The sequence below is a fragment of the Vibrio sp. 10N.286.49.C3 genome, assembly GCF_041469545.1.
GTDB lineage: Bacteria > Pseudomonadota > Gammaproteobacteria > Enterobacterales > Vibrionaceae > Vibrio > Vibrio tasmaniensis_A.
This window is the reverse complement of the sequence record NZ_JBFRKT010000064.1, coordinates 9,857-23,461: the sequence shown is the minus strand read 5'-3', so window position 1 is coordinate 23,461 and position 13,605 is coordinate 9,857. Positions and strand designations below refer to the sequence as shown.

The following is a 13,605-nucleotide window of genomic DNA, read 5'->3' as shown; positions in this document are numbered from 1 at the left end:
TCGAACCCTTCGGGCAGCGTTTGCTGGCCATTTCTACTACGTTATCGGCTTCTCATGTAGGCTAGCTACACATCAAAGCCTCTGCCTTGTAGAAATCCCCAGCAATTCGCTGCAAAAATCAGCTCGAAAGATCAACACGCCCTAGTAAAGGGCTAATTTAACGTGTGATTATGTGCGCTCTGCCAAGTATGCTTCGTAGTCTGGGATCTCAATGATCACTTCTTCTTCAAGCAGTGAAGAGTTAAACAGGAAGTTAGCGGTAGCGCGGTTGGTTGCTACAGGGATGTTCCAAACACTTGCGATACGAAGCAGTGCTTTTACGTCCGGGTCGTGTGGTACGGCATTTAATGGATCCCAGAAGAAAATCATCATATCGATCTTGCCTTCAGAGATAAGCGCACCAAGTTGTTGGTCACCGCCCATTGGGCCACTGATCATACTCTTAATCGCTAAGCCTGTTTCTTTACTGAGTAGAGAACCTGTCGTGCCCGTTGCATAAAGGAAGTGCTTTTGTAGTTTTTCTTTGTTCTCTTTGACCCATCTTAATAGCTCAGGTTTGAAATGGTCATGAGCGACCAAAGCGATGTTCTTATGCGTTGGCATAGTACGCGTCGTTTTTTGCATGGATGTTCCCTAAATGATTGATTCGTTTTTATTGTTTTGAGTTCTTTAGTCAATATAGCACTAAGGATTCACACTGAATACCGGGCGAAACTCAGAAGGTGACAATGAGTCAGCGATAATTTGATCTTTGAGTGTTGCGGGTGTCAGTGCCTCAATCATGGGTGCGCTATGTTTTTCATAAGGTTGACCACGCAAGTAATGGGTGGCTTGCTTTACCGACAAGCGACCTTGTTCAACCATTTTATCTGTTGGTGCAAAAAGCACCTTGTTACGAAGCAAACCGCGGTAGATTCCGTGACTTAAGTAACTTGAAATTAACCCAATCTCTTTGGTTTTACCCGCAGCTCTTAGTTCACTTATCGCAGCTTCAATCGCGACTGCACTTCCGACTATATATTGAATATCCGGTTGTTCGATGACTTGTTGTACCAAGTTTCTTTGCAGTTCTTTATCGTTGTCTGCCCAATAGCTGATCGCGATTTTGATATCGCTCGATTTGATTGCATCATAAAACCCGAGTGCCACAGGTTTAGTGCCACCGCTTGCTTGTGGGCCAAGTAGTAGGGCGATAGGTGTTTCTCCTGACCCTTTTGGATGTCTTTTCGACAAAAACTCTCCGACTTGGAAGCCCATTTGATACCAGTCGACACCGACCGTGCCTTTTAATACTCTTTGTTGCTCTTTATTGACGGTTAACTCATTGACTGTGGCAAACACAGGGGTTGCTCCGACCCAGTTGGTCAGGTTCTCATGGTAAGCGTCAGGCGAAACGGTGCCTAAAATAATGGCATCAGCCCCCCATTGCGTGCAAAGCACCAGTTGTGAGGCTTGTTTAGCGACGTTGGGGTAACCGCCAGCTTCCAAAACTCTAAGTTCGACTTGTTGCTTTTCTGCTTCTGAGACCATTCCGTAGTTAACCGATAACCAATAAGAGTCTTTTAGGTGCGGATAAATGGCACAAATTTTTTCTTTTTGTGATGTGGCTTCTGCCGGTTTTATTGGGCTCAAAGGCTCACTAGCACTTGCTACAGTGGTGACTGATGCTAGTAATGAGAGAAGAATTTTTGAAGTTAAAGGTCTAGATAGCATGAATTGCCGTTTTATTGGTTTTAGATAAGAAACACTGCAAAATATAGCGTATTCTGCATGGGTAAAGAAGAACGTTTTAAGGTTTAGAGTTTATGTTGTTAGCTTCAGCGAGTATTGGACGCAAGCTACTGGCCTCATTCTTAGTGATGGCCCTGTTGGTTTTATTGTCTGCATTGATCGGTGTTTCTGGTTTTAGCTTTGTAGCAAAGACTGAAAGAAACGTCGTCGATTCTGCTCTTCCTGCCATGATCGAAGCTCGTCAAGTATCTGAGTTGAGTAACCGTATTATTTCGTCGGTACAAACGCTTTCTAATGCGAGAAATGAAGCAGAAAGAAAAGAAGCGGGCACGATGTTGTTCGGTCAACTTGAGTCGCTTCTTCAGCATATCAAAGAACTTGGCGTCGACAGCTTTGATTCCCAACTTCTTAATAAACTCGAAAACAATGTCCAAAGTGTTATTAATACACTGGCTGAGTTGGGCGTGTCAGTTGAACGTAAGCTTTGGTTAAACAAGGAACTGTCTTCTCGTGTTGAAGAGATGCGTCTACTTGCGGAAGAGCTAGAACAGCTAACCCGAACCCAAGTGTTGAACACGGCCACCATCGCAGTTGCCAACGTTACACACATTTATGATCTACTAGAAACCAAGCAAACTGATAAAGCCTACCAAGCCTTAGATGCGCTTGTTGAGGTAGACCTTGATTTGTCTGAACGCTTGCATGAATTACATTTGTTGGCGTACAAAATGCTTAATCAAATTGAAGAAACGCAGACTGTCACTAACGTTGAACGTATTCATCAAATCCAATCTGAGTTTGAATCTAATCTAAGAATTATGGCGCGCCGTGTGAAAGCGGTCGAAGACCCGACTCGTTCAGCGCAGATGTCTCAGCTTCTTGAAGAATTAAGAAAACGCCAAGTCGTGTTCGATATATCGTTAGAACAATATGAGAACACCAAAAAATCTGAATTTCTGATGCAAAATACGCTGGAGCTGTTTTCGCAACTGAATACAACGGTTAACCAATTGATCGACGATTCGAATCTAAGTACCAAAAAAGCGGTTGATGAGCTGACTAGCACGCTGAATCTAGCTCAATGGTCGTTGTCGGTGATTTCGGTTATTGGCTTGGTTATCGTTGCCGTTATTGTGTGGCGAGTTGTTTATATCTCGGTGGTTAAACGTCTTACTGAATACTCTTCAGCTTTGATGTCTATCGCTCAGGGGCGCCTGAATATCGATATCTCGGTTAAAGGTAATGATGAACTGGCGCATATGGGTGAGGCTATTATTACAGCGAGAAACACGGCACAGGCGCTACAAGTGGTTGCTGTTGGAGAAGCGAAGGCGAAACGTGAGCTCGAAGAACATAAAGAGCACTTAGAAGAATTGGTCACCGACCGAACTTATCAACTGCAAAAAACCAATGAGAAGTTGAATGTCGAGGTGGAAAATCACGCTAAGGCTCGTAATGCCGCAGAACAAGCAAGCCGGGCTAAGTCCGCCTTCCTCGCGACGATGAGCCATGAAATACGAACACCGATGAATGGTGTGTTAGGTACGGCTCGATTACTTAAAGATACTGGGCTAGATCCTTTGCAATCGGGTTATGCCGATATCATTAACCGCAGCGGCAAGAATCTTCTCGCCATTTTGAATGACGTGCTTGATTATTCAAAGATAGAAGCGGGGCATTTAGAAATACGCACGGCTTCGTTTGATCTCTACCAAATGGTTAAAGATACCTACCAACTAATGGAGGGGCGTGCTGCTGAGAAGAAACTTAATTTCGATTTCCATATTGAAAGTAACGTACAACGTTATTGGCGTGGTGATGTAACACGAATCAGCCAAATTTTGAACAACCTGGTTGGCAATGCGATTAAGTTTACTGAAACAGGCTCAGTCGATATCTTTATCAGCTTAGATATAGAAGATGAAAATCGAGTGATGTTTGAAGTGTCAGACACGGGGGTTGGCATTGATAGCAAAGAGCAAGCTTGTCTGTTTGATGCATTCACCCAAACCGGTAGTGGTCGCAATAAAACTGGCGGCACTGGGCTAGGGCTAGCGATCAGCAAAAGTATCATGCAGGCAATGAACGGTGATATTGGTGTTCATTCCGAAGAAGGTGAAGGGAGCCAATTCTGGTTCTCAGTACCTTTGTTCGCGGGTGAGAAGATTGAAACGAAAGCACCGACTATTGAAGCTTGTATCCGTGCCAAAGTACTGTTGATTGAAGATAACCCTGTTAACTGCATTGTTGCTGAAGGATTTCTGAATAACCTAGGCCATGACGTTGTGATGGCGACAACAGGAGAAGAGGCCAGAGCTATATTCAGTGAGCAGGCGTTTGATATTGCGCTGGTAGACATCAATCTACCCGATTGTGATGGCATAGAGCTGATTCAACGGTTAAAAGCGATTCTAGAACAAACGTCCACGGCTGAGCCGCTAAATATACCCCCTATGGTGGCGGTGTCGGCGCATGTATTCAATGAAGAAGTCGAAAGCTATTTAGCATCAGGGTTCGATGGTTTCTTGCCTAAGCCGTTGGAGAAAGAGGCTCTTTCTCAGCTCATCGTTACTCAACTCGATGGTAAAGCACTGTTATTACCACAGCCTGATCCGAACGATGCTGTTTGCAAACAAAACTATAAACGCGTAATTGAGAGTAACAGTGATGAACGGAACGCCACACTGATGGCAGATGTATTGGCTAATCACACGGCTACCATTGATGCTAAATATGATACAACTGATTCCCGAGACAGAGGAGGTGCTCCGGTGAAATTGATTGATTCCAAAGTGATAGAGGGTGATCTGTCGATTCTTGGATTAGAGAAAATGAAACAGATCGTGGCGCTGTTTGATGAAAGCAGTGACCTGACCTTGAATGAATTAGCTGAGGCGAGTCAAGCGGATGATGGGCGAGAAGTGAAGTCCTTGGCGCACAAACTTAAAGGATCAGCGGGTAGTTTGGGTCTATCAGCACTGTACAGCTTGTGTCAGAGCATTGAAGCAAGCGAAGAACCATTATTGCAGTATCGAGATAACGACCAAGCTTTATCGGAACTAGTTAAAGACTCGTTGAAGGCACTTGTGCCCTATGTTTCAGTTTAACGATGTGAGCCTGTTTTAAGCTTATACCTAATCTGCAAGCCAAATAAAAAATCCTCTGAACGACTATTCGTCAGAGGATTTTTTATAGCATGTGTACCAATGGTTCTTTAAGAAAGACTTACCAAGATTTCAAGCAATATGGCCGACGATTAAGGTGATATGACCGACGTTCAAGGCAATATAGCCGACGCTCGAGGCAATGTGCTCAATGTTCAAAAGCTAGAACCAAGGCCTAGCGCTTACTGGCTATCTATTTTTACTATCTATTCTCAAAACGGTTGTAATCCAATAAACCAAACTCAATCGGTTGATCTTGTTTATACCAACGGTGAACTCGGTCGCTGAATGGCCAGAACTCAGGCGAACTGCGTCGTACTGCAAACTTATCCAGCAACGCGACGTAATCTTTTTCTGTGTCCAAGCTTTGCAGTGCTTTAACCAGAGTCGGTATATCGCGCTCAGTTAATGACAGATAAGCGGCAGGGTAGCTACCTACAACCCCACGTACTAGTGTTAAGTCGTCATTGGCGTAATCTCGATTACCCTCTTCATTGAACAGGCTTGAAATGTTGCTGTGAGCGTTATTGTGAATCATGGTGAACAGCTGCTCATCGCCGTTCTCGCTTTCAATCATGATCGTAACTAATTGAGGCACATGACGCAGACCAACTCCCTTAATCAAATTCACTTGTTTGAGCAGAGCTTCGTTTTTCCGACTGAAACCTGTTTCGACAATATCAAAGCGATTATCGAGGATCGGCGCGAGCTTATCTTTGATCATATTAAGCAGTTCACGCTTAGGATTTGTCGTTTTGTATATCACGTTGGTTGGCTGGTCAAAAGGTGCAATATTACGTTGCAAGTAGTCGCTCAACTGTGAGCTTTGGTTTTCATACCAACTTGAGTGTTCAATGTGTCGCACGTCTTTTGGAAGAAGGGTCAAGAAGTTACTCTCACCCTCAAGGCGCAAGAAGTCCATAAACATGCGGGTAATCAGTTGGTGGCCGAAGTTACCGTAGACATCAAAACCAGCAACGAGAAGGTAATGGATACGTTCTAGAAGGGCGTAATCAAGAATCCACGCTGTCTTGGGTTGTGGGCCAACTAAACCTTGAACAACTGAAGCGCTATCAAAGTGTCTAAAGATAGTAAGCGCGGCATTAGGGTTCGTGCCATTGCCATCCCAAATGATATCTGTGTCTAGATTTACTCCGCTATCAAACCATTGATTGGTGAAGTCTGATTTCGCATTAAGGTATCGAGCTTGCTGCTTCGCGTAGCTCACCCAGTTTGTGACAGAGACAGTGTTGCTTTCTAGTTCACTAGGCAGCTTTAGGTTTTGCTTCTGGTTGGCATAAAACTGATTAATTTCAGGCAGATCCGCTTTATCAGGATCGATGAATAGTACCCAGAATCTATCATTGATCACGTTGAGTGCGAGCTGCCCGCGACACACCGGCCCCTTGATAAAGGCCATGATGGTGTTTTGTGCATTGTCCAGCATGAAATGGAAGCGCGAGTTCACCGGAAGAGCTTCAAACGAAGTCATTGGATTCGCCGCGACGTCAATCGCGTAGCTAGGAAGTTGTTTGACAGCGTAACGAGCATCCACAAACCATGTGTTCCAATTGTTCAGGCGTTCTTCATTTAATGCGAAAGGCATGTGTGTTTTGTGGACGATGGTGCCTTGCTCTGGAATCAGGCGATAATAAACCCGATCCACTTTTGGATCGTCGTAAGGTCGACGACTCGTGATGCGTTGAACCGCTTCACCAGGAGGCGTCGCAGAACGAACCAAGGTGAAGAAGCGTGTTGGCTGAGCTAAATCAGAGAAATAGAGGTGTGATAGAAACAGATGTTCATAGATATAACGTGCTGAAAGCTGGCTTTTATTGTCACTCTTGTTGAGAAAGCCCTCGTAGATATCAACGAGCTCTTGTTCCGCATCATTCAGTGGAATATGGTCATTCATTAACGCGCCGTTTTCCAACCAACTCATTAAAGTCGCGTATTCCGTTTTATCTAAGTTCGGCATGCCATAAGGCATTCCCCACGTCGGGTAATCTCTTTCGTATTGAGCGTACTCTTCAATGGTTGGACACTGTTGGTCGCGATCGGTTGAAAAGTCGAAGCCTTCAAGTTGCGTTTGATCTGGAAGAGGGTGGTTTTCTTTTTGCATCAACATACGAGAAACAAGCCCAGCATCAAGGTTAGCCGTTGAATTCTGCATACGTTCGTTTAGCACTGGATGAAAATCCGCATCACGCCACTCTTGTGTGGTTATCGCGTCTTCAAACAGGCGGGTAGGGGCTGAGGCGGTTAAACGGGTGCCTTGATAAACGAGTGCCTTACTCGCCCCTCGGTCGATACCTTCAACTGAAGACATTTTTAGCTGGCAAGGTGCATCATAACAAGCGTGGCAAACAACACAGCGGCTATCAATGATAGGCTTTACTTCGTCAATGAAATGCTGTGCTTGAGATGAAAGAATAGGCGCTTGGCGATCACGGACTTGCTGTTCACCAAAGAGCTGATCGAAGTTCAACCCCGCGTAGACGGCACAACCTGAGAAGACGCTAACAAAAGCTAAAATGAAGAGTTTTTTCAAATTCATACGTATTAAAGATTAGGCATTTTCTCTAATTATATCGAAAATGATTGAAAAAGCTCATGTTCTGACTATTTTATAGATAAGATATTGATGTAAGTTATTTACTAGAGACTAGAGACTAGAGACTAGAGACTAGAGACTAGAGACTAGAGCTAGGCAACTATCTAATGATTGACGTAGCAAACCGAGAATGGAACAGATAATCGCTCGAACTCTTTGATCCATCGCCACTGGTTGTCTTGCAATTTATCGCCGGGTCCTTTGACCTCAATCCAATGAAATTCATCGTCCTTGAAGGCAATCAAATCCGGCATCCCACTTCTAAATAGCTTTAGATCACTCAATATCACTTTGAATAGCTTGACGATTAAGGCGTTCGGAATAGCCTCCATACTGTGCTCAATGAGTGCTTTAGGGAAATGGTTCCAATGAACGAATGGATTTGCGATACCGTATTTCAGGTCGTAGATATCAAGCAATTGGTTTAGTCCTTGCTCGGATATGGTTTGAAACACAGCCTGGATCTGTTCAACTCGTTTGTCTACGAAATTTGAATGGTACAGATCCAGAGGGCGATGTTGGTAACGATTAATAAATGCACTCTCAACGTCTGCGAAAATCACTTCCCAAAAGGCTAAGCCAAACAATCCACATAAAAAACTGTTCTCTGAAAAGTAGACTTCCCAACCTTGGTTTTCCAAGTGTTGCTTCACCGCAAGTTCAACTCGCGTTTGGCTTAGGTCTAATTCCAGTTTTATCTCTTTGCAGTTCGGTTTTATAGTTCGTGAAACTTTGTGGCCCTGTTTCCGTAGTAGCCTGTTTTCAAGCTTAATAGCGACTTCCAGTTCTGATACATCTGATGGATTCGCTTTCATTTTCGTGACAATGTCACACATTAAGTTTAGCTCATCTTGCTTGTCATAGATGCGTGCAAGTCGTTCTCTGCTTGGGGGAAGTACGGATTGTTTGAACCAAAAGACAGCTTGATCGTTTTGGTTGAGCCTTTCTAGATCGCGAGCGATATCATTGATCAAACGCGATCGTTTTCTGGCAATGCTTCTGTGCTCTGATTCTTCAGGAATCGAGTTTAAAATCTGCTCCAGAAACTCACCGTCTTTGCGGTCCCCTTCTGAATACAAGCGTTGAATATCACGTATCTGGAGCAGTTGATTGAGCTGTTCTCTAGAGGTGAAGAAACGACGCTGTTTACTTAATGGGTAGTTTTCGAAGGTGTTGAGTCCAAGATCGCTAAGAACGAATTGGCTTAGGTCTTGATAAGTATTGGCAAAGAACAGTAGCAGCAAGACATCAATGACTTCAGATTTGACAACGTAAATACAATCGAACGACAAGTTTCGGAACTTATTAAAAGGTTGGTGATCGAGCAAAGCCAAGAGTTCGTCTTTCTTCGCTGTCTGATTGTTCATAAGAAATGGAAATGCGCTGAACAGTTCTGGTTTAGTCAGTAGATGTAATCCTAATTCGAGATCATTAATGACAAGATTATGTTGTTCGGTAGGGTGGCTTAACGCAATGAAGTTCGATGTGTTTAGCTCTTGTAGGGCGTTTTTCAGATCTGGAATTTCAGCATAGTCGAGCTTATCACTTCGAAACCAGCAGCCTTTGCGAGAAAGCAAACGAATCATTAGACACTGGCTTGAGACTGAAAGACGTTTGTATTCAGACAACCAAAGGCATTCATCGTCACTCAGCAGATCTGGATAGAGTGTTTGAGCGTGTTCAATCAGTCGATTGAAGTTGTCGAGATAATAAGTAGGGGAGAGCTGAGGAGTGGTTTCTATCGTCAATGGATTAGTCGCTTGATACAAAAAGAGCCTAACCCTAAGGTTAAGCTCTTTCTATTTTTAATCAATCGAGAACTGAATTAAGCGCTTGCTTGCTTAAGTTCTGTTGCTTTCGCTTCTGAGATTGGTTTAGTCACGATAGCTAGAACAATACACACGGCCATCATAGCAGCAGAGATTGTGTAAGCTAGGCCGTAACCTTCGCCATTCGTCATTGAGTAACCAACAACCGCAGCACCGATAGCACCACCGATACCCCATGCCGTGTAAAGCACGCCGTAGTTCGTACCGTAGTTTTTCAGGCCGTAGAATTCAGCAGTTAGTGTTGGGAATACTGCTAGAAGCGTACCGTAACCAACAGCTGCGATAGCCGTACCAATGATTAGCGTGAATTCAGAGTTGAACGTAGCGAATAGAGCCATGTTCGCGCCTTGAAGGATGAACGCTAGAAGTAGAGTACGTACGCCGCCGATTTTATCTGCAAGCATACCCGCAGCAACACGGCCGCCTGAGTTGAATACAGCAAGGATAGACGCTAGGTAAACCGCGTTTGGTAGGTTCGCTTGAACGCTAGCAATCGTAGTGATGTTACCGATGATCATAAGACCAACAGAAGCTGCAAATGCGTACATGATCCATAGAGAGTAGAACTGAGGAGTCTTCAGCATTACTTTCCACGTTAGGTCTTCAGTCTTCTTAACCGCTTTAGGTGCTTGGCCTTCTTTTACTTTAGGCTCAGCTGGCGTGTAATCCGCTGGTGGGTTGTTGATCGTTGCCGCTAGAGGTACTGCGATTGCAAGTACACCAACACCAAGAATCATAAAGCTTGTTTGGATACCCATGCTATCGATTAGCGCAGAAGTTAGTGGTGCTAGGTAAATAGCAGCAAGACCGAAGCCTGCAGCGATTAGACCGTTAACCATACCTTTCTTAGAAGAGTGGAACCATTTCATTGCTGATGGAGAAAGACATGCGTAACCGAAGCCGATACCAGCACCTGTCATCACGCCAAACGTTAGGTTTAGCATCATAGGAGTCGTAGCGAAACCAGAAGCAATCATACCTAGGCCAGTAAGCGCTGTACCAAGAATAAGGATCTTACGTGGACCCATACGGTCTTGTAGGATGCCTGCAACAAGAAGACAAACAGAGAATGTGATAGTTGCAATAGCGTAAGGTGAAGATGCTTCAGCAGCACTCCAACCAGCTTCAGTCACTAGCGCCTTGTTAAATACACTCCAAGCATACAGGATGCCAAGACAAAGGTTGATACAGAAGCCTGCTAGCAGGATACGTGATGCTTTATCAATCTTGCTCATTTTTATTCTCAGTTTTGTCGTTGGTCAGTGGTGAGCCACTTAACTAAAGACGGGTTATTGTGATTGTTTCTTCAAAATTAGTTTGCGTTTATCAACAGACAAGGCAAAAGAGCGCGGATTATAACCAATAAAAATGTGATTGGAATCTCTTTTTCCATTTTTGGTAAATAAACTCAAAATTGTTAATGAGTTGTTTTTTTGTTGGTTTGTAAGTTGTGTTCAATACCTTTCTATTTTGTTCTTTTTAGCGTGGCGGGCTTATTTTTTAAGGGATTCTTCGATACACATTTCAGATTGTCCACGTATCCCGTGCGGATATCACAGAGTTACGAATTATTTTAAATATTTTCCAAGGTTAATTTTGTGTAACAAAATAAATCGAAATGACGCTTTATTCATATGAGACAAGGGTTAACGGAGGTTTATTAAAAATAGTATGTTAAATGATTGTTAACTTGGGTTTTTGTTAGCACCTTTGCTTACATTTTGTTCAACTTGAGGGGTTGTGTTGAACAAAAAAAGTGGGAAAATAGTACGCAAACTGAGATTCCAAATTTGAAAGGATGCGTTTCCAACCTATGGTGAGGCGAGTATTATGAAACTGTTTTTAATTTTATTGATGTCAATTTCTGGTGGTGTAGCGGCAGCTGACCATATTCACTCTTTCCTATTCGGCTTCTATATTGCGGCATTAGCAGTTGGTAGTTGTTACTGGCTGGCATTCCGTAGCACGCGTTTCCCACAGTTGGCATTAATGCTATTGATGTGTGGTTTTTTTGCAAAAATTGCAGTGACCGTTATCGGTGTTTCTTGGGGTATCTCAAACGATATCATTCAATCGCCATTCATTTTCTCATTGTCATACCTTTTCTTCTTGGTCGTAGTGACTTACGTTTGGTTTGCATACCGCGATAAGTTGACGCTTAAAAAGCGCGCTAAGCAGGTAGAAGAGTCTCGCAAACAAGCCGCTGTATAATTCAGAATTCTAAAAAAGAGCCTTCTTCGGAAGGCTCTTTTTGGTCTTGCCTACCTGAACTCTATTTTTGGTTATGACGGCAGATAAAAGAAACCCCAGTGTGGTGACATACTGGGGTTTCTTGTTATTTATCTATTATCTAGCCGCTATCATTTAGCAAAGACAGTTCTTAATGCGTGTTACTTCTTCATCAACTTCGCTAGATCGGCAAAAGGGTTGTGGGTCGCTGATTGGTGGTCGTCTAAACGAGCCTTGGCATCAACGCCATAACGGTCATGATCCGTGTATTTTGAGTGTTCATGATCGTGACAGTAAAGGCACAATAGTTCCCAGTTACTTCCGTCTTCAGGGTTGTTTGTATGGTCGTGATCGACGTGGTGAACGGTCAGCTCTCTTAAGTTCGAGTAAACAAATTCACGCGCGCACTTACCACAAACCCATGGGTACAGTTTCAGTGCTTTTTCACGGTAGCCTTTCTCTTGGCGAGCGTACGCTGCACTCGAGCCAGTGTAATCAGAAGACATTGCCAAATCCTTATCAATTGTAATCTCCCGATTTTATCACAGCTTTCTTTAACCTGTAGGCATGTCGTGACTAAATCATGTTTCGTACTAACCGTTATGTGGCTTAGGTTTGATTGGACACTTATCTTTTACGTGTGCTATCTCATAAAGCAGGTTATTTCTTTCTGGAATAAGCCATGCTTAACAGTTTGAAAAGAAATTGTATTTAGGGGTTTTAACCAAGGGAGCGTGACCTAATATCAGTTAAAGCTAACCTATATTAATAAGGAAATATCATGTCAGAACAATACACACCGCCAAAAGTTTGGGTTAACGATACTGATGGTGGTAACAAGTGGGCAAATATCAATAGTCCTGAATCTGGCGCTCGCTTTGATAAAGAGCTTCCTGTTGGTGACCATGCTTTTCAATTGTATTCTCTTGGTACACCTAACGGTCAAAAAGTCACTATCTTGCTGGAAGAGTTGTTAGCGGCAGGTGTTAAAGAAGCTGAATATGATGCGTATTTGATTAACATTGGTGAAGCTGAACAGTTCTCTTCTGGTTTTGTGAGGGTTAATCCAAATTCCAAAATACCTGCACTCGTTGATAAGTCTGGTGCTGAAGAAGTGAATGTTTTCGAATCGGCATCTATCTTGATGCACTTAGCTGAAAAGTTTGGTCACTTCTTGCCAAAAGAAGGGGCAGCGAGAACACAAACCATTAATTGGTTGTTCTGGGCTCAAGGTTCAGCACCATTCCTAGGTGGTGGCTTTGGTCACTTCTACGCTTACGCCGATGAAAAGCAAGAATACCCAATTAACCGTTTTGCGATGGAAGTGAAGCGTCAACTAGATGTATTAGACAAACAGTTAGCGAATAACACGTATGTGGCAGGCGAAGAGCTTAGTGTCGCAGATATCGCGATTTGGCCTTGGTATGGCAACCTTGTACTAGGTAAAACATATGATGCCGCTGAATTCCTTCAAGTTGAGTCTTACGCCAACGTAGTACGCTGGGCGAAGCAACTAGAAGCGCGCGAAGGTTTCCAACGAGGTCGAGTAGTGAACCGTTCATTCGGTGAAGAGTGGGAGCAAGTCCCCGAGCGCCATTCTGCAGAAGACATTGACCGAGTTTTAAAGCTTAAGCCTTAGTTTTTTTGGAACGTGTTTTTGGGCAGATATACCCTATCGGTCTTAATGTTAATGGCTAATTGAAATGCTGTATCTCTAACGAGGTATGGCATTTTTTTGTATTAGGTACTGGAATGTTTCTCAGTTGGAATAAGGATCTCAAATTTGTTTTTTATTTAAAATTCAATTGCTTATTGGTGGGTGCTTTTATCGTTAAGACAAAAAACAATAGTCATCGAGGTTGAGTAAATCGATAAGATAGCGGTCCATTTTAAACTACGATTAACATCGCTCAATGAAAAAAAACATAATTGCGCTGGCTATCATATCCACGGCTCTTTCAGGATGTAATGACGATTCACGAACCTATGGTGGCACCCCTGACACATTGCCTCCAGCGGACATCATTCCACCAACGGA

At 43.4% G+C, this 13,605-nt stretch carries 10 protein-coding genes; 4 read left to right on the top strand and 6 right to left on the bottom strand.

Annotated features, from left to right (window positions below):
- Positions 1–168 precede the first annotated feature (168 nt).
- Both AB4180_RS21465 and torT read right to left on the bottom strand, forming a co-directional pair.
- Positions 169–624 (bottom strand): methylglyoxal synthase, encoded by a 456-nt coding sequence (locus tag AB4180_RS21465; protein WP_009844869.1) that lies wholly within the window; start codon positions 622–624, stop codon positions 169–171.
- 60 nt (positions 625–684) lie between these two features.
- Positions 685–1,632, bottom strand: a complete 948-nt coding sequence (gene torT / locus AB4180_RS21460; protein ID WP_231847903.1) for a TMAO reductase system periplasmic protein TorT — start codon at positions 1,630–1,632, stop codon at positions 685–687.
- On the opposite strand from torT, the gene AB4180_RS21455 reads away from it, so the two are divergent.
- Positions 1,577–1,741, top strand: a complete 165-nt coding sequence (locus AB4180_RS21455) for a hypothetical protein (protein WP_231847902.1) — start codon at positions 1,577–1,579, stop codon at positions 1,739–1,741. The two genes, torT and AB4180_RS21455, sit on opposite strands and share 56 nt — an antisense overlap.
- A 64-nt stretch (positions 1,742–1,805) precedes the next feature.
- Positions 1,806–4,838 (top strand): TMAO reductase system sensor histidine kinase/response regulator TorS, encoded by a 3,033-nt coding sequence (gene torS / locus AB4180_RS21450; protein WP_102250595.1) that lies wholly within the window; start codon positions 1,806–1,808, stop codon positions 4,836–4,838.
- A gap of 259 nt (positions 4,839–5,097) precedes the next feature.
- On the opposite strand, the gene AB4180_RS21445 is transcribed toward torS, so the two are convergent.
- From AB4180_RS21445 to AB4180_RS21435, 3 genes are all read right to left on the bottom strand, one after another.
- Positions 5,098–7,452: a fatty acid cis/trans isomerase gene (locus tag AB4180_RS21445; RefSeq protein ID WP_102250594.1), complete on the bottom strand. Its 2,355-nt coding sequence runs from the start codon at positions 7,450–7,452 to the stop codon at positions 5,098–5,100.
- A 161-nt stretch (positions 7,453–7,613) separates the two neighbouring features.
- On the bottom strand, positions 7,614–9,278 hold the full coding sequence (locus AB4180_RS21440; protein ID WP_102250593.1) for a VRR-NUC domain-containing protein: 1,665 nt from the start codon (positions 9,276–9,278) through the stop codon (positions 7,614–7,616).
- Positions 9,279–9,334: 56 nt separating this feature from the next.
- Entirely contained in the window at positions 9,335–10,573 is a 1,239-nt protein-coding gene (locus AB4180_RS21435) for an OFA family MFS transporter (protein WP_009844864.1), read from the bottom strand.
- Between the two features lie 595 nt (positions 10,574–11,168).
- On the opposite strand from AB4180_RS21435, the gene AB4180_RS21430 reads away from it, so the two are divergent.
- Positions 11,169–11,549: a hypothetical protein gene (locus AB4180_RS21430; RefSeq protein ID WP_012600906.1), complete on the top strand. Its 381-nt coding sequence runs from the start codon at positions 11,169–11,171 to the stop codon at positions 11,547–11,549.
- Between the two features lie 179 nt (positions 11,550–11,728).
- Here AB4180_RS21430 and AB4180_RS21425 read toward each other — a convergent pair whose 3' ends face one another.
- On the bottom strand, positions 11,729–12,073 hold the full coding sequence (locus tag AB4180_RS21425; protein WP_004730279.1) for a YajD family HNH nuclease: 345 nt from the start codon (positions 12,071–12,073) through the stop codon (positions 11,729–11,731).
- A gap of 275 nt (positions 12,074–12,348) precedes the next feature.
- Between AB4180_RS21425 and yghU the strand changes: the two genes are divergently transcribed.
- The gene (yghU, locus tag AB4180_RS21420; RefSeq protein ID WP_102250592.1) at positions 12,349–13,206 is read left to right on the top strand and encodes a glutathione-dependent disulfide-bond oxidoreductase; all 858 of its coding nucleotides are present in this window, start codon (positions 12,349–12,351) and stop codon (positions 13,204–13,206) included.
- Positions 13,207–13,605 lie beyond the last annotated feature (399 nt).